The organism is Rhodococcus sp. ARC_M5 (assembly GCF_022810405.1).
GTDB classification, from domain to species: domain Bacteria; phylum Actinomycetota; class Actinomycetes; order Mycobacteriales; family Mycobacteriaceae; genus Rhodococcoides; species Rhodococcoides navarretei.
This window is the reverse complement of sequence record NZ_JALGQE010000011.1, coordinates 36780-55607: the sequence shown is the minus strand read 5'-3', so window position 1 is coordinate 55607 and position 18828 is coordinate 36780. Positions and strand designations below refer to the sequence as shown.

The 18828-nt window shown below is 65.3% G+C and carries 7 protein-coding genes; 3 read left to right on the top strand and 4 right to left on the bottom strand.

Translation table 11 applies throughout. The annotated features are described in order from the left end of the window. The first annotated feature begins 17 nt into the window (after window positions 1-17). A complete protein-coding gene (locus MTX34_RS17455) occupies window positions 18-6836 on the top strand; it encodes a non-ribosomal peptide synthetase (protein ID WP_243610237.1) in 6819 nt (2272 codons plus the stop codon). Next, window positions 6833-13219 (top strand): non-ribosomal peptide synthetase, encoded by a 6387-nt coding sequence (locus tag MTX34_RS17450; RefSeq protein ID WP_243610236.1) that lies wholly within the window; start codon window positions 6833-6835, stop codon window positions 13217-13219. The genes MTX34_RS17455 and MTX34_RS17450 overlap by 4 nt, the downstream gene beginning before the upstream one ends. A 63-nt stretch (window positions 13220-13282) precedes the next feature. Here MTX34_RS17450 and MTX34_RS17445 read toward each other — a convergent pair whose 3' ends face one another. Continuing rightward, window positions 13283-14302 (bottom strand): ABC transporter substrate-binding protein, encoded by a 1020-nt coding sequence (locus MTX34_RS17445; RefSeq protein WP_243596118.1) that lies wholly within the window; start codon window positions 14300-14302, stop codon window positions 13283-13285. 424 nt (window positions 14303-14726) lie between these two features. After that, window positions 14727-15509: a class II aldolase/adducin family protein gene (locus MTX34_RS17440; protein ID WP_243596117.1), complete on the bottom strand. Its 783-nt coding sequence runs from the start codon at window positions 15507-15509 to the stop codon at window positions 14727-14729. A gap of 162 nt (window positions 15510-15671) precedes the next feature. On the opposite strand from MTX34_RS17440, the gene MTX34_RS17435 reads away from it, so the two are divergent. Continuing rightward, complete coding sequence (locus MTX34_RS17435; protein WP_243596116.1) at window positions 15672-15920, top strand: hypothetical protein; 249 nt, start codon at window positions 15672-15674, stop codon at window positions 15918-15920. A gap of 303 nt (window positions 15921-16223) precedes the next feature. Here the strand turns inward: MTX34_RS17435 and MTX34_RS17430 are convergent, their stop codons facing one another. Both MTX34_RS17430 and MTX34_RS17425 read right to left on the bottom strand, forming a co-directional pair. Beyond that, on the bottom strand, window positions 16224-17471 hold the full coding sequence (locus tag MTX34_RS17430) for a benzoate/H(+) symporter BenE family transporter (RefSeq protein WP_243596115.1): 1248 nt from the start codon (window positions 17469-17471) through the stop codon (window positions 16224-16226). Then, window positions 17468-18817, bottom strand: coding sequence for an aromatic acid/H+ symport family MFS transporter (locus MTX34_RS17425; protein WP_222089659.1), 1350 nt, complete (start codon window positions 18815-18817; stop codon window positions 17468-17470). The genes MTX34_RS17430 and MTX34_RS17425 overlap by 4 nt, the downstream gene beginning before the upstream one ends. Between the last annotated feature and the right edge of the window lie 11 nt (window positions 18818-18828).

Sequence of the window (18828 nt, the reverse complement as noted above, 5' to 3'; positions counted from 1 at the left end):
ACGACGAGGAGACCCGGATGACCATGCTCGACGCACCTCGAATCACCCCCGCGCAGAGAGCAGTCTGGACCGCCGCCCAGATCGACGACGGCGAGGGCACCTACGCGCTGGCGTGGCGGCTCGAACTTCCCACGACGACCGACTCCGCGCGTCTCCACCGTGCGGTCCGCGCCACCCTTGCCGCGCTACCGCATCTCGATCAGGCGCTCACACAGTCATCGGACGGCGATCTCGACATCGTCGCCGCAGTGCCCGGGCGCATCGAAACCCGTACGACGACCGGATCGGACGCGCAGCTCGCTGCGCTGGTGGCCGATGCGCGGTCGAGGATCGGGTCGCCGGACACGGGCCCGATGCATCATCACATCGTCGCCGCCGCGGACGACGGGCGACTGTGGTGGATTCAGGCCTACCATCACGTGGCGATCGACGGGCAGTCGGTGGCTGCGCTCACCGAACGCGTCGCCGACGCCTACAACGACGATCGCAGGGACCGATCGGCCCGTTCTCGAACCGACACCGCGTCGCCGCGCGGGACCCGAGACTACTGGGATGCGGTGATCGCGAGCCTGCCCGACGATCAGGGCCTGCTCGAGCACACCGGACTGTCGGTATCCCACGCGGCGATCGACCTCCCGGAGAACATCGTCGAGCGTGTCCTCGCATTGGCCGATCGCGCACATACATCGCCGCGTCGTGCTCTCGTGGGTCTGCTCAGCGCGTACGCCGCAACGACCAGACCTCCAGGGCCGCAATCCATCGGACTGGCCATCGGCGGTCATGCCCCGGCAGGGTCTCCGATCGCGATGACGTCCAGCGTCGTACCGTTCGTGCTCGAGCACAAGAGCACCAGGACTGTCGTCGACGTGCTTGCCGACGTTGAGCGGACCCTGACGCAGATGCGACCGCACACCGCGGTCGCACCCGACATGGTGACCGAGCTGCTTCGACTGCGCCGAGGGGACTCCTCACTGGTGGCACCGGGCATCAATGTGCTTGTTGCAGAACGCGACACGACCTTCGGCGGCGATCGAGCGCGACTGCGCCAGTGCTGGCTCGGTCCGGTGACGGACCTCGAATTCGTGGTGGAAGGCACTGTCGACCGTGCGAACCCCCAGGACTCGTGGCTGGCGATGGAGGTACGAGGTGCGAGCGCCGGCACAGAGATCCGGGCCCATGCGCACGCGTTGGCGGTCTTTCTGGACGCCGCGACGACCGCCCCGGAGGCTCCGATCGACTCGCTGCCCCTCGCCTCTCCGCAACACCTGCAGATGCTCGTCACCGACGTCAACGAGACCGGCCACTGCCACGCCGACCAGGACGTCGTGGAGATGTTCGAATCCTGGGCAGTTCGGACGGGCGACGCCACCGCCGTCGTAGCGGGCCCGACCCGACTGACCTACTCCGAGTTGCGGCACCGCTCGAGTCAACTCGCGCACTCGCTGGTGGCGGCGGGAGTCGGACCGGAAGCACGCGTGGCGATCGACATGACTCGGTCCGCCGAGATGGTCGTCTCCGTCATGGCCGTCCTCGCCGCAGGGGCGGCGTTCGTCCCGTTCGACCCGCAGTGGCCGCAGGCCCGCAGACGTGCGGTGGTCCGCGATGCGAACATCGTTGTGGCACTGCGAGGACCGGGTAGCTCGGAGTCGAACGAGGACACGGAAGTGCTGTCGGTAGCAGTGGCTCTCGATCGATGGGAGCACGAGAGTCGACCTTCCACCCCGCCGTCGGGGGTGCTCCGTCACGGAGCCGGTCTGGCATACGTCATCTTCACCTCGGGTTCGACGGGGCGGCCGAAAGGGGCGATGATCCGGCACGAGGCCATCGCGAGCCGGATGAGATGGCAGATCGAGCACATTCTGAAAGTGGGCCCGGGAGATGCCAGTCTCTTCAAAGCTCCACTCGCATTCGATATTTCGATCAACGAGCTCCTGCTCCCGCTCTGCTCGGGAGGAACCGTGGTCGTCGCGGGCCCCGGCGAAGACCGGGACCCGCAGCGATTGTTGGAGTTGATATCCCGTGAACGAGTGACGTTCGTGTATCTCGTCGCCTCCATGCTCGACGTGCTCCTCGAGACCAGCGCCGGGACCGACGCAATGGCGGGGGTACGTCATGTCTGGTGTGGCGGTGAAGTGCTCACCCCGGAACTGTTCTCCCGGTTCCGGGCTCGCATGAACGGGACCCTCTATCACGGGTACGGTCCGGCCGAGGCGACCATCGGGGTCTCCCATGTGGTGTACGACGGCAGCGGATCCGATCGAATATCCACCTCGATCGGGCGGCCGAATCCGGGTTGCCGGTTGTACGTGCTCGACGACCGCCTCCGGCCGCTCCCCCTGGGGATGGGAGGCGAGCTCTACGCGGCGGGTGACCTGCTCGGACGCGGCTACGTCGGTGCGTCGGGCATGTCTGCAGCGAGATTCGTCGCGGACCCCTTCGCCGCCGAGGTCGGCGGACGTGCCTACCGAACTGGTGACCGTGCTCGCTGGACGGACGGCGGAACACTCGATTTTCTCGGCCGAGCGGACAACCAGGTCAAGATCCGCGGCATGCGCGTCGAACTGGAGGAGATCGAAGCGGCCGCAGCCACACATCCCCAGGTTCGCGCTGCCGTCGTACTCGTGCACGCAGCGACATCATCGATTCTCTGCGGTTACGTGGTCCCGACGGACGTTGCGAACACGAACTCGGACAACCTTTCTCGTAGTGTTCGCGCGTATCTGGCGACGGTACTCCCCCAGCACATGATTCCCGCGCACCTGATGGTGCTCGATGCTTTCCCCACCACCGTCAACGGTAAAGTCGATCGCCGTGCCCTGCCCGCTCCGGACGTCATCGGTGCACTCTCGGGCCCGCTGACCGATGAGCAGCTGCGGTTGGCCGGTCACATCGCGGCCCTGCTCGCCCGCGATTCCGGCCCGCAAGAACTGGTGGACTCCATGGGCCCGGACAGCGACTTCTTCACCCTCGGCGGAGACTCGTTGGCCGCAATGCGTCTGGTCACTCGGATCAACCGGGATCTGAACATGCAGATATCGGTGCGGGCAGTGTTCGATCACCCGACGGTCGCGGCACTGTCCGCCTACATCGACGCAGCGGACACGCCGCCGTGCACCGACGAAGAGCACAACGACGCCAGCGCAGTGCAGACCGATGAGCGCACCCGGCCGATGAACGCAGGCGAGCGTCGAATGTGGTTGGCAGACAGACTCAGTGGTCATGGTGGCACGTACACCGTGCCGCTGGCGTTCCGCGTCACCGGTCTCCTCGACCGACCCGCCCTCGAGCAGGCGCTCGCCGATGTCACCGCACGTCATCGTTCACTGCGGTCGTTGTACGTCGAGAACGACGGAGCACTGACGGTCGAGACGTTCGACCCGTACGACGAACGTGCGGTACCCACCCTGCGGCCTCACGTGGTGTCGTCGTCCGGTGTGCCGCAGGCGATCCAACAGTCGCTGCAGGAACGATTCGATCCGTCGGAGTCGATTGCACTGCGCGCCCACGTGTTCACTCACGACGACGAGAAGGATTGCGCAACGCTCGTTCTCGCCGTGCATCACATCGCCACGGACGAATGGTCCGAGCCGGCCTTGCTTCGGACCCTCTCACGCGCCTACGCAGCGCGCCATGCCGGCCGGATACCCGTGGACCTCGGCGCGGCAACGCTCCATCCGTCGGTGGTCGCAGAGGATCACGATGCCGAGATCGTCTCGTGGCGCTCACATCTGACGCCGCTACCGCCGGTCCTGGACGTGCCGGGCTGGCGCGCCGCCCGTCACTCCGGCGCACGGCCGGGACGGACGATCCGACGAGTGGTCGCCGACGACGTCGCCGCGACGGTACGGGCGGCGGCGCGTACGTGCGGGGCGAGCATGTACATGGCCACTCAGGTGGCCACCTCGATCGCACTCCGCGCGTGTGGATCGGGTGAGCACTTCCTGACGGCGTCGCCGATGTCGATCCGGTCCCCGAAGACGGGCCGCGACGATACCGACGGTGACCCCGACGACGAGGTGGGTTTCCACCTGAACACCGTTCTGCTCCGCGCGGACCTACGGGGAAACCCCACACTGCGGGAGCTCTTCGCGCGTACCCGCGACCAGACGTTGCACGCGCTCGCCCACTCGACGGCACCGTACGAGGAGGTCGTGGCTGCACTGCCTGCGCTGCGAGAGCAGCCACCGGTTCGGGTGATGGTGATCCATCAACCGCACCGCGACGGCGGGGGGTCGTTGACTCTCGGCGACGTGCAGACCGAACGGCTGCCCGTCGACACCGGGACGGCGAAATACGACGTCAGTATCACTCTGCAAGAGAATGATTCGGCGATCGGACTCATCGTCGAGTACGCAACCGATGTTGTCGACGATGACGCCGCCGACACACTGATGCGGCGAATCGAAACGGTGTTGCGACGCATGCCTGCCTCGCTGGACCTGCCGGTCGACGCACTGGATCTGCTCGACGCCCAGGACCACGCCACACTGTCCCGACTCGACGGTGCTCGACGGGACATCGAACCGGACCTGACTCTCGACAGGATCATCACCCGCACATCCCCGGTGGACGGTGCCGCGCTGATCTTCGACTATCGTCGCCGCGAGCTCGGCTCCGTCCTGGGCGAAGCAGCTGCACTGGCACGGCTGATCATCGACTCCGGTCACGGACCCGAGGACGTCGTGGCCATCGCACTCGATCGGTCACCCGAACTGATCGTCTCGCTTCTCGCCGTGACCTTCTCGGGAGCCGCCTACGTGCCCCTCGATCCCGAACTTCCCGAAGCACGGATTCGGTACCTGCTCGACAACTCCGGGGCCGCCACGATCCTCACCACCGCCGATGTCGCAGCACGTCTTCCGACCTCGGATGTGCCGTTGATCGACCTCGCCGACCCATCGATTGCGACTCTGCTGGCTGCGCTACCGACCCATCCTGTGGTGGACGCCGAGCGTCGACGCCCGCTGCACGGCGACCACCCGGCGTACGTCCTCTACACGTCCGGGTCGACCGGACGACCGAAGGGCGTCGCTGTCTCCCATTCGGCCATCGTGAACCGCTTGCTCTGGGCCGCTGAGCATCACGAGATCACTGCTGCCGATGTGTTCCTGCAGAAGACCCCTGCGTCGTTCGACGTCTCTGGCTGGGAGATCTTTCTCCCGTTCGTCACCGGAACGTCGGTCGTCGTGGTGGAAGAAGGTGGCCACCGAGATCCACGGCGTCTGGCGCATCTCATCTCGACTCACGACGTGAGCATCGTCCACTTCGTCCCCTCGATGCTCGGTGAATTCCTCACCGCAGCAACGTCCGAACCTGTGAACCCAGTCCTCGACGCCAGAGCGCTGCGGCTGATCGTCTGCAGCGGCGAGCCGTTGTTATCGCAACACGCACAGTCGGTGGCCACTGTCTTTCCGCGGGCCACCCTGCTGAATCTGTACGGGCCAACCGAAGCCGCCATCGACGTGACCGCCGAGAACGTCTCGGCGCACGGCCCGGTCGCAGGCCTCGCCGTGGCGATCGGCATGCCGGTGTGGAACACCCACTGCCGCATACTCGATCACACTCTCACCGAGGTATTGCCCGGCGCCGAAGGAGACCTCTATCTCGGTGGAGCACAACTGGCCCGCGGTTACCGACACAACTCCGCACTGACCGCGAGCAGATTCGTGGCCGACCCCCGTGCCGACGTTCCCGGGGCTCGTCTCTACCACTCCGGCGACCGCGCGCGGCAACGACGCGACGGCAGTATCGAGTATCTCGGCCGCACCGACGGCCAGATCAAGCTGGCGGGCCAACGCATCGAACTGGCCGAGGTGGAGGCAGCTCTGCTCACCCATCCCGGTGTCCGGTCGGGTGCCGCCGCCGTACAGGTCACGCCGGCCGGTCCACGACTCGTCGGATACGTCGTCCCGGAATCCGGAAGAACTCTGCTCGAAAGCGATGTTCGCGCCACGGTCACACGGATCCTTCCCGCGTCATGGGTTCCGGCCCGTACAGCGATCCTGGACGAGATCCCTCTGACGTCGAGCGGGAAACTCGACCGTAAAGGCCTTCCTTCCATCGACTTTCGTGACTCCGCGTCGAAGGATCGGGTACCGACGAGCGACGGCGAGGTCGCAATTCGTGGGGCCATCGCCGAAGCGCTCGGACTCAAGGCCGCCGCCATCGGAATCGACGACGATTTCTTTCGAATCGGCGGCGACAGCATCAGTGCCATACGCACCGTCACCCTCGCACGCAGACGCGGCAGGCGGATCACCGAGATGCAGATCTTCGATCTGCGCACGGTCGCAGCGCTCGCCGAGGCCTCCCTCCGCGATGAGGAGACGACAACGACTGCACGCGAGAATATTTCGCGCGCAGACATCCCTGTTCCCCTGCCTGACCTGGCCAGGGCCGCGGTGAAATCGGGACTGGACATCGACGACCGCATCGATACGGTGCGGGCCCACATCCCCTCCCCCGACGATCTGGCTGCGACCGACCTCGATGCGGAAGTCCGCAGGGCGACAACAGCGTTGATGGAGACTTTCCCGGCATTGCGCACCCGCATCGACCGGTCACGCCGTAGATTGTGGAAGGCCTTCGAGATACATCTCGACGCGGTGAACCTCGAGACCGTCGTGCACGTGGCAGGGGTAGAGAGAGCTGCGGACGTCCTGCCCACGATCGACGTCGACACCGGCCCCTTGGTTCGCATCCACGTAGCACGAGACGACAGCGCCGGATGGTCCGCGGAGCTGTCCGTTCACCACCTCGCTCTCTCGGAGGACCTCACCGCGTCCACAGTGGCGGATCACTTTCTCGGAACTCTCGCATCAGGAGCACACCGATGACTCACACCCACGCGTCCGCACGTACCGGGCCGGCATCGAGCGCACAGGAGCGGATGCTGTTCCTCGACCAGATGGAAACGGACCGCCATGCCTACACGATGCCGGTCCACCTCGATCTGACGTCGGATCCGGATCTGGACGTCCTCGCCGATGCCCTCGCGGATGTGGCGACACGCCATGCCTCGCTGCGCAGTGTGTATTCGAACGACGCCGGCCGGGTGGTGCGCCACCTGCAGCCCGATGCCGCGGTCGAGGTAGCGGACCGTCGGGGTGAGCCCTACCGTCCACGCACGTTCGACCTCGGTGCCGAGATCCCCTTCGCCGCAGATCTGTACGACAGCTCGCGACTGGTCCTGACGGTGCACCACATCGCCGCCGACGGCGGTTCGGTGCCGATCCTGTTGAACGATCTCAGGATCGCGTACGACGCGCGTGCACGGGGCGAGGCACCGGACTGGGCAGCACCGGCGGTGGACTATGCGCAGTACGCGGAGGAGGAAGGCGTCGCCGATGTCACTGCAACGCAGCCGTTCTGGACGACGACACTCGCTCCGTACGTCGAGCCCGTCGATCTTCCGCTCGACCACGCTCGTAGCGAAGTACCGTCGACCTCGGGGCAGCTCATCGAGACGGTACTGCCCACGTTCCTCGCCGACGACATCGAGCAGTTCTGCTCCACGCATCGCATCAGCCGCCTGATCTTTCTCCAGATCGTCACTGCTCTCGCGCTGCGTGCCCACGGCGGCGGCGATCGGATCCCGATGGGCACCGCTGTCGATACCCGGCCTCCGGACGCGGTGACGGACGCGGTGGGGCTCTACGTCAATACCGTCGTTCTGCCGACCGATCTCACCGGCGATCCCACCGTGGCCGAGTTGACCGCGCGGACACGAAGTTCGACGCTCGACTGCGTCGACAATCGCGCCACCCCGTTCCACGAGGTCGTCGACTGGCTCCGCCCCACGAGAACTCCGGGTGTGCATCCGCTGTTCCAGGTGATGATTGCCGAGGTGGACACGCGGCCGCAGCCGGTGTCGCTGGGGCGCGTCGACGGAGTCCTCCGCCCCCCGGACGACGCGTCGGCCAAGTTCGATCTGATCGCAGCAATCGGTCCACGAGGCGAATCAGGGCGACTCGGCCTCGACATCGTCTACCGCCGAGAGCTGTTCGACAACAGAACCGTTCAGACGCTTCTCGACGACATGACGCTGATCGCGGCTCAGGCGGTCGCCGATCCGACCCGGCATATCTCGGAACTGGTCACCAGACCGAATGCCCCAGCTCCGCAGCACAGTCCACTACGCGTACGACCGCGCCCCGGCAGGTGGTCACGCACGCTCGCCCTGTCGCAGTCGCAGGCCCGCCGTGCGCGAGCGTCTCTCATCGGTCTCTGTCTTCGGCACGACGCGCTCTGCACCGGTCTCGAGACCGACGGTGGGACGCCTCGAAGCACTTCGATGTCGGTGACAGAGATCCTCGAGATGTCTCGAATTGCCACGGAAGGAACCACATTCGCGGCGTCGGCCGACGCCGCGCTCCGAGCCGGTTGGATCGGCGAGAATGCTCTGCGAGTCGAGATGGCCCACGCGGCGGTCGACGAAGAATCGTGGCCGTCCATCCTCGCTGCGTTGACGAGTGATCGTTCTGTGGTGGGTGTGTTGGTGGCTCCGTCGGCGCGGTGGGCCTCGCTCGATCAGGATCTGGCAGAGGACCTCTCGATCGTCGATCACGCCGAGTCGTGGCTCGACATCGTGGACGCGGCTGTGGACGTGCTCGACAGGCGAGACAACGCGGCGTCCCTCGCGCCGATGCAGGCATCGCCCGCGAACGGTTGTGCCGAGAGTGTCGCAGCACTGTCGACGAGCGGACTTCCGGGCACCGTCGAGATCCGGACAGCCGTCCTCGAGTCGTTGCGCGAGGTGATGGCGGACGTCGTGGGACTCGCGTCGATGGTGGTGTGGGTCGAGGAGTCCGACCGAGACCGAGGCACCGAACAGGGCTACAGGACAGTGGGATCACTGCGTCGTGGTCTCCCTGTCGTCATCGATGCCGGCACCCTGCTCGGCGCAGACGCCGACCCCGAGCACGCCGCATCCTTCGGGGTCGCCGCGCACCTCAGCGACCACACCCCTGGTGTGTTCGACGACCTACCGGATGCGGATCTGCAGGTCCGCATCCATGTTTCGAGTGTCGACGGGAAAATGCAGAGTGTCGCCGAGCCCGGGGTCGACGTCAGGTTCCTTCGAGCGGACACCGGTTCGTGGTCGTGCGCATGTTCTGTGTCCGGCCTCGCCGTCCCCGACGCCGCACGCCTGGCGACGGCGATCGCGACCAGGGTGAACGCGGTGGGGTCCGGAGTCAATCGCGTGGTGGACAACGTCTTCGCAGACGGTATCGACCGCAGTACCGACATGGCCGGACTCGACACGCGGGAGCGTCGATACGTGGAGTCGCTCCTCGGCCCGCTCCGAGCGATCTACCCGACGACGTCGTTGCAGGACGGGCTGCTCTTCCATCAGCAGCTGGGTGGACAGGGCGAGGGCATCTACGTGTCGCAGACGGTGATGCGGCTCTCCGGCTCACTCGACACGGATCTGTTGCGGAGTGCCGCCGACGCCGTACTCGCTGCACACCCGCAGGTCGGTGCGGGGTATGTCCAGCTCGGCGACCGCACCGTTGCCGCAGTACCGAGGACGGCCAGGATGCCCTGGACGACGACGGATCTGCGACATTTCGACGCCGATTCGGCCCAGGTTGAGCTGACAAAATTCGAAAGACGGCAGGCTGCACAGGGATTCGACCCTGTGCAGCCGCCGCTCGTTCGACTGGGAGTGGCGCTGCTCCCCGGGGGCCAGAGTGCACTGGTGTTCACCATCGAGCACCTCGTTCTCGACGGGTGGTCGATCTGGAGATTCCTGCGGGCCATTCTCGACGAGTACACCCGGCCTGGCCACGTCGACACAACCCACCGTGCGTCGTACGACGACTACATGATGTGGCTCAGAACTCGCGATCGTGATGCGGGCCTGCAGATGTGGCGACGCCAGCTCGCCGGTACGCCCGGGCCCACACTGCTCGCTCCTCGGAACATGGCAGCATCGGTCGACCCGGCCCGGTCGGCGGACACCGTCTTTCATCTCGATCGCTCACTGACCCGCCAGGTGAAGGAACTCGCTGCGCAGACCGGCGTCACGACGAGCATCGTGTACGAACTGGCGTGGGCACTGACACTGCAGAAGTTCACCGGCCAGGACGACGTGGTGTTCGGAACCGTGGTGTCCGGTCGACCGGCCGAGATCCCCGGCATCGACGAGCTACTGGGCCTGCTGTTCAACACGGTTCCGCTGCGGGTGCGGATCGATCCCGCTCTCGCTGTTCGTGACCATCTGGCCCGCATCCAGGACGAACGACGACCGCTGCTGACCCATCCGTATCTTGCGCTGTCCGATCTCGAGCAGTGCGCTGGGCATCGTGGACTGTTCGATACGTTGTTCGTCTTCCAGAACATTCCGGTCGTGCCGCCCGACGAGCGCTTGGGTCCCGATGGTGCACTTCGGGTGGTCGACCAGAAGCTCAGTGATGCAACGCATTACGCGATGACGGTGGTGGTCGCACCGGTGGAATCCGGTGCCCGGGTGCGAATGATGCATCGACGGGACGCCCTCGACGATGCACGGGCAGCAGCCATCGCCGACACCTACCGGGCTGCGCTGGCTGCGTTGACGGCAGGGCCGGACGAGGCAGCGGCGAGGATCGCTCTGCTCACCCCGCACGAGCTCGCGTGGACGCAGCAACACTCGGGCACTCTGGACTCGGCTGTACCCGAGCACACCGTGTGGGATCTGTTCGCTGCACGCGCTGCAGATCGACCGAACGACGTGGCGTTGGTGGCAGGCGACGTCCGGTGGAGCTTTGCCGATCTTCATGCGCGTGCGCTGAACCTCGCTGCGTTGTTGCGATCGCATGGCGTCGCCGGGGAATCGAGGGTCATGCTCTTCCTCCCCCGCACCGAGCTCATGGTCGAAGCACTGTTCGGTGTCTTCGCCGCAGGCGCGGCCTACGTCCCGGTCGATACGGAGATGCCTGCCGACCGCATCGAGTACATCGTGCGCGAATCGCGTCCGCACGTCGTGCTGACGACGAGCTCGCTGGCCGTACGGCTGCAGAGCATCGCGGCAGAACAGTCGGCAGCCGTGATCGAACTCGACAACGACGGTGTAGGAAACGGACTGCCGGCACCCGGCGATGTCCCGCGGCGACTCGACCAGCTTGCCTACATCATCTACACGTCGGGATCGACCGGGCGCCCCAAAGGCGTTGCGGTCCCCTACGGCGGCTTGACGAACATGTTCGTCAACCATCGCACCGAAATCTTCGAGCCCGTCGTCGCTCGGGCCGGGAATCGGCAGTTGGCGATCGCACACACCACGTCCTTCTCGTTCGACGCGTCGTGGGAGCAGTTGTTCTGGCTGTTGGAGGGGCACAGCGTGCACGTCATCGACGAGCAGACGCGGCGTGATCCGGTAGTTCTCCTCGACTACTTCGACGCGCAGAAGATCGATGCCTTCGACGTCACACCGACGTACGGCGAGCATCTGGTCGACGCCGGTCTCCTGGCCCGTCCGCGTTGCCGGGCAACGACGCCGAACGACGACGATGCCCCGGGCCTGGTGTTCGTGTCGCTCGGCGGCGAAGCGGTGGGAGACCGCCTGTGGTCGAACCTGCGAGAAACACCAGGGACCGGTGGGTACAACCTCTACGGGCCGACCGAGTACACCATCAACGCGCTCGGTGCCGACGTACAGGACCGGTCGACTCCGACGCTGGGACGTCCCATTCTGAACACGACCGCGCACGTGCTCGACACCGCATTACGGCAATCGGCACCCGGAGTCATCGGCGAGCTCTATCTCTCGGGTGCGGGCCTCGCGCGCGGATACGACGGACGACCTGCGTTGACCGCGGAACGATTCGTGGCAAACCCGTTCACCGACAACGGTTCCCGTATGTATCGAACCGGCGATCTGGTATCGCGCGACCCCGACGGGTTGATCACCTATCACGGCCGCGCGGACAACCAGGTGAAGATCAGAGGACATCGCGTCGAGACCGGGGAAATACAGGAGGCGCTCCTGCGGCTACCCGGCATCGTGCGCGCTGCGGTGACCGTGTTCGAGCGGGCCGGTACTGCGGAACTGGCTGCATACATCCTTCTCGACGACGCATTACCGTCGGACATCACCGCGTCCTCGGTGAAAGACGGACTGCGGGAACTGATTCCGAATTACATGGTCCCAGCATCGGTCCAGGTGGTCGACAGCCTGCCACTGACGGTCAACGGGAAACTCGACGCCGGAGCGCTGCCGCCGCCGTCGGAGAACATCGAGTCGGTCGACCGTCCACGCGGCGATGTCGAATCCTTGATCGCCGACGCAGTCGAGGATGTACTGGGCGTGAGCGAGATGGGCAGGGACGACGACTTCTTCGCATTGGGTGGGCATTCCTTGGCCGCCGTCCGTTTGGCATCCCGACTGCGCACAGTGGATCTCGAACTCGGCGTGCGCGAAATCTACGCCCACCCGACAGTCGCGGGTCTGGCCCGGGCGGTGATCGACGGCGGCGGAGACAGCATGCTTGCGCCGTTGGTGGTGCTGCGCCGCGCAGGCGATCCCGCGGTGTTCTGTCTGCAGCCTGCCGGCGGTCTCAGTTGGTCCTACATCGGGGCCTTGCGGTACCTCGATCCGTCGATATCGGTGTATGCCATTCAGGACCCGGCGTTGCAGAGCGGCGACGAAGCGATCGAGTTGACTTCGATCGAGGCACTGGTGGACGACCATGTGGCGCGGATCCGAGCCGTTCGACCGCACGGTCCGTATCACCTGCTCGGGTGGTCTTTCGGAGGGCAACTCGCACATGCGATCGCTGCGCGTCTGCACGAACAGGGCGCCGTAGTGGCCTCGCTGGTACTGCTGGATTCCTACGCCGACGTCGCGGAGGCGGACACCGCCGAACGTGAGATGTTGTCGCAGAACGGCATCGAGGAAGCACAGAACAATTTCCGTCGCCATATGCAGACGGATCCGTTGCTGTCGAGCTTTTCCTCCGAGGTGCAGGGCCGGTTGGCGCGCACCCTCGGCCGTCACCTTGCGCTGTCGATACCGCCGACGGTCGGCCGCCACGCAGGCGACGCCCTGTTGATCGGAGCGTCTCGTGGAACGCCCGTCGAGATGCAGCGTCGTCGGGACCGTCAGTGGCAGGACAGAATCACCGGGACCCTCGATGCCCACTCTGTCGACCTCGAGCATGCACAGCTCGGTCAGGCTCACAACTGGTCGGTGTTCGGCGAACGAGTGGCGGACTACATCTGGAGCCGCATCCGATGAAATACCTCCACCTCGAGGGCCGAGGTGGAGGTAGAGGGCCGGTTTCGATCGGGCTCGGTGGATCTAGACGGTCGTCTTGTCGATTGCCGCGGTCAGGTCGATGATCTGCGCGGTGTAGCTCGCGTAGTTGTTGGTCGCGTCGGTCGTCCAGTCGGCAATGTTGCCGGCCTTCGCAGCGTTCACCAGCGCCCAGGTCGGCCGGTCGGCCTCCAGTTCGGCCAGCGGGGTCGAGTACGAACGCGTGTCCAGCAGAATGAGATTCGGCTGGTATTCACCGGCATTCTCCCAGTTCACCGGCGTGAAGGATCCCGAGTCGGCGGCGCGCGGGACGTCGGACTCGAGAAGATTCAGACCCCAGTTCTGGTAATCGCGCAGTTCGGGGAACTCGGCGTTTATCGCGACGTAGTACTGGTCCGATGGGGAGATTGCCATCGCGGTCAAACCCGGCTTGGCAGCGATTGCTTCCTTCAGGTCCGCGACTGCGGAGTCGTAGGCTTCGCGGTCGGCCTGGGTTGCGTCGGTATCGACGTCGGCGCCGAGTTCGGTGGCCAAGCTCTCGTAATCCTGCAGCGTCTCGGACGACGGCTTCTGCGCGGAGACCGCGAGGAACGGTGCAACCTGCTCGAGGTTCTCGGCCAGATCGGAGCTTTCCAGACCGAGGCCACCGTAGGCGTCCCCGGCGTACCAGCCGGTGATGATGACATCGGGCCTGAGGGCTGCGACCTGTTCGACGTCGATGTCGCCGTAGGCCTGTCCCACGCTTTCGATGCCATCGAGATCGAGGCCACGAAGCGGAATCGACGACTCGAAGGAGCTCCCTCCCCAGATACCGACCGGCTTGATGCCCAGCGGGATCAACGCTGCCGCGGCCTGTTCACTGGCCACGATGCGTGACGGGACCGCGTCGAGTTCGACGGTTTCTCCGCGGCCGTCCACGAAGCTGAAACCGGACTCCGAGGTGGCACCGTTCGACTCCGCCGGCCCATCGTCGGACGAGGAGCATCCGCTCAATGCTGTGACACCCACCAACGAGAGCACTGCGAAAGCCGTGGCCACTGTGTGCCGAGAGGCGGGCGCTCGCATCGGTGAGATTCTGAAGATCCGCATACTTTCCCCATCGTCGAAGTTAGGCAAACGTTGCCTATGTTGGAGACTAGTCAACCCGACGAGGGTTCGGTGTAGTTGGTTCGCCTCAGCCGGTCCGGTCAATCGGCCGGGGCCCCGACGGATGACGCTTCCGGTGCAGACGGGATCCAGGGCTTCAGAGGTTGCACCAAGGTCGCCGAACAGGACGACGCGAACCAGCAACAAGTGGCGGAGCTGACCTCCCACATTGCGGCGCTGCGAGACGAACTCGCGTTGCGTCCCGACAGGCGATGTTCGGCGGTGTCTTCAACACCCGATGGCAAAGCGTAGACAGAAAACCGCCGATCGAATTCGAACCATTCTCGGATGCCGGGTGCCGCTCCACTGAGCGGGGTTTCGGCTGCTCGGACGGAGACGCCGTTCAGTCCAACAGCTCCGGGTGCTGCGCAACGATTCGGTCGTACATCGGCTGGAACTGGAACCACCCCGCGTACTCGAGACCCACCTGGTTGTACGTCAGCTTCGCCGTCACGTCATCCAACGGTTTCGGTTCACCCGCCGCCATGGCGATGAGCTGCGCCTGACTGGACCGCTCCATTGTGATGAACCACCATGCCGCGGAGTCCACGGTCCGACCGACCGTCAGCAGACCGTGGTTCGACAGCACAATCGCCTTGCGCTGACCGAGCGCCGCACCAATTCTCCTGCCCTCCTCCAACTCTGCAACGACACCCGTGTAGTCGTCGAACACGGCGTGGTCGTCGTAGAACGCGCAGGCGTCCTGAGTCAGAGGTGCCAGCCCCATCCGCAAACTCGACAGCGCCTTGCCGTACAACGAATGTGCGTGAGCGGCCGCAACCACGTCCGGTCGAGCCGCGTGCACCTGGGAGTGGATGACGAAAGCGGCACGGTTGACCGGACGATTGCCTTCGACGATCTGACCCTCGTGATCGACCAGGATCAGATCGCTCGATTTGATCATGCTGAAATGCATACCGAAGGGGTTGACCCAGAAGTGGTCTGTCTTCTCTGGGTCCCGAGCGGTGATATGCCCCGCCACGCCTTCGTCGAAGCCGCACTGACTGAAGAGCCGGAAAGCGGCCGCCAGTCGTTGCTTTCGGTGCTGCCGTTCGTCGTCGACCGACTCGAAAACCGGCGGAGCGGGTACGTCGATTCCTGGGCGGGTCTGTGCCAATTCGGACATCGTGCTCCCTCGAGTCGCAGGTGTCGTTTCCGCGCACGACCTCGGGGCATGGGTCTACGCGTAGCGGACGATCCGCATGACAGACCTGGCAGCTGGACATCACTGCTCGGTCCTGCTTCAGTTCTACACCCGCGAGTCGCACCTCGAATCACGAAAGCCCATATGCAAATCGATGTGCTTCTTGCTGTCGCTGAAGTGGTGGCATTCGCGACTACTCGTAGCTTCTCGGTCGCAGTGTCATCGACCGTCCACCACGCGGAGTTGTCCGAACGGTTCGTTGCACCACCTGCAGCGGGCGTCGACGTAGTCGTGGCCGTCTTCACGTTCGCACTCATCCACCGCGCACCCGCTGCCGCACGAGAGCATCTGGCCACACCGGCAGCGCTCGCCGTCGCACCCCGGGTGGTGTAGCGGCCCCCGGCGGGGTGCCGCAGTCGTGACACTTTCTTCTCCCGTTGGGTATCCGGCTGGGCCGCCAAGTGCAACCCACCGAATCGAGCATTTCCAGATCGCACGCCATGCAGATCGCCATGCCGTGCAGAGTCGCACAGGGCACCGACAGCAAAGGCTTCTCGTGCTCGACATTCTCGACATCTCGGCAAGCTCACACCCATCGAGATCCAGAGGAATCATCGACACTGACCGTTCTACCCATGCAGTCTGTCGTGCTCGGAGTCCAGAGCGATCGAACGACGACGATCGCAGTGCAATCCCCTACTGACGGCGATCGAGCAGGTAAGTCACGGCAACACCTGCGACCAGCCCCCAGAACGGCGCGCCGAGTCCTGCGACATCGATACCGGAAATGGTGACCAGCAAGGTGATCAGGGGCGCGAGCACCGGCCGGCCGGTCGAGTCCGAGAACGCGGCAGTGAACGCACCGCGCAGTGCCTCGAGCATGGCCAGACCTGCGAGAGCGGCGATAAACGTTGCGGGTACCACGGCAAGACCGCGCACCAGCAGCGGCGCGAGTACACCCACGACGATGGCCAATGCGCCGCAGGTCATTCCGGCGGTGTACTGCCGCGATCGGTCACCCACAGCAACGAGCAAGGCATTGGTCGGGCCGGCAAGACACGTCGACACCGCACCGAGCGGCGCCACGAGAAGCGACCAGATCCCGCAGGCGATGGTAACGACGGTCATCGGGGGCCGATGGCCCGCAGCGTTCAATACTGCAGCACCCTGACCGTTCTGAACCGCGACCACGGTGATGGCGAGCGGTATCACCAACTGCGCCATTGCTGCACCACTGAACGCCGGCGCGACGAGTTCCGGTAAGCCGATCAAGGGTAGGTCTGCCGCAGGACCGCTCACTCGGGTGAATCCGCCGGTGACCGCGAGAGCACCGAGACCGGCAACCAGAGCCGCCAGGACAGGAGGCACCCGTTTCGACCACGTCTCGGAGCGGGTCAACGCCAACCACGCCACGACCATGGTGCCGGCGACGAGTACGTCGGCCGAAACAGACTGCACCAGCCCGGTTCCGAACGACAGGAACGCGCCGGCCACCATCGCCATCACGACGCTGTGCGGCAGGAATGCCATCAGTTTCGTGACCACCCCGGTGGCTCCGAGAACGATGACGAGGACTCCGGTGGCGAGGTAGGCCCCCACGACTTCCGGCCAGGTCAGCGAGGCCAATGATTGACCGACCAGAACGGTGCCCGGAATGGTCCAGAAAAAGCTGAGCGGCATCCGGTACACCCAGCTTGCTACGACGGTCAGGATGCCGTTGAGTACGAACACTCCGAATACCCACGACGCAGTCTGCGCGGCGGTGAGTGAGCCGGCTGCCGAAGCGCCCATGATCACCGCAACGGGACCGGTCGCGCTGAAGAGCACACCGGTGGCCCCCGCGCCCACGTACTGCCCGCCGAAGTCGGCGCGCAAAGCACGCAGACTCGGCGGGCGACGCTCCGGAAGCTCGCTCGAGGTGAGACGCTCGAAAGTATTGGTCATTCAGCCACTTTCACTGCCTCGCTGGGTACTGGATCGGATCGGCGCAGGGCCCGCACGGCCGGAACCGCGGTGGTGACGAGAGCGCCGAGCAGCGCCACGACGGCAAAGATATAGAACGCGGTGGACGACGCGATGCCGGCCCCGAGCAGAATTCCGCCGAGCAGCGGCCCGAGGATGCCGCCGAGCCGGCCGAATCCGGCGCACCACGCAACACCTGCCGCGCGGGCGGTGGTGGGATAGTAGTTCGAGACGAATCCGTAGATCAACACCTGAGTACCGATGGCACCGATGCCGGCACCGGCCACGGCGACGAGCAGGACGCCGAGGGGGAAGTTCAGGGTCAGCAGAACCAACGACAGTGCCGCAAGGCAGAAGGTGACCGCGATGACGCGTTGGGGTCCGGTGCGGTCGGCGACACGGGATGCGATCAGCCCGCCGATGATGGCACCGCCATTGAGCACCAACAGGAATGACAGTGAGCCCTTGGCGTTGTAACCCGCCTCGGACATGATCTGCGGCAGCCAGGTGTTGAGGCCGTAGGTCAGCAGTAGGCCGGAGAAGCTCATCAGTCCGAGGAGAGCCGTCGGGCGAAGCAGCGGCTTGCGGGCGAGTGCTGCGAATCCGACGCGATCGCCGGCGACAACGGGCTCGGCCTCGGGCATCGGAATGCCGGTCCGAGCGCAGATCTCCTGTGCATCGGCGATGCGTCCGTGCGCCAACAGCCACCGCGGTGACTCCGGCATCCGAAGCAGCGCCAGCGGCAACAGCACGAACAGCGGGAGTGCGCCGATCCAGAACAGGCCGCGCCAGCCGATCGAATCCTGCAGGGTGATCGCGGCCAGGGACGCCAGCACACCGCCGGCCGGAATGCCGCTGTAGACGATGGCGTTGAACAGGTTTCGCCGTCCGGGTGGTGCGAATTCGGCGATCATGGCACCGACGGTGGCGACGAGTCCGCCGACTCCGATGCCCGTCAGGAACCGAAGTATGCCGAACATGGTGATGTTCTGTGCGAGTGCGGTCGCCCCCATTCCGAGCGAGAACCAGACGATGCACGTCAACATCGTTCTGCGACGGCCGATCCGATCTCCGAAGGCTCCGGCCGTCAACGCGCCGACCATGACTCCGATCAGAGCGTAGGAACCGAGCGCGCCTGCAGTCTCCGGATCCAGTGCTCCGAGTTGGGCGGAATCGGCGAGCAGGGTCGGTAGTACGGTGCCGTAGACGACGAGGTCGTAGCCGTCGAAAACGATTGCCGCCGTCGACAGTGCGACGATCCACAGCACGCTTCGGCGGTGTCGTTCGCTTGCCCAACTGGTGTTGGCGGTGGAGTCCGGTGCAGTCATCGGGTGTCCTT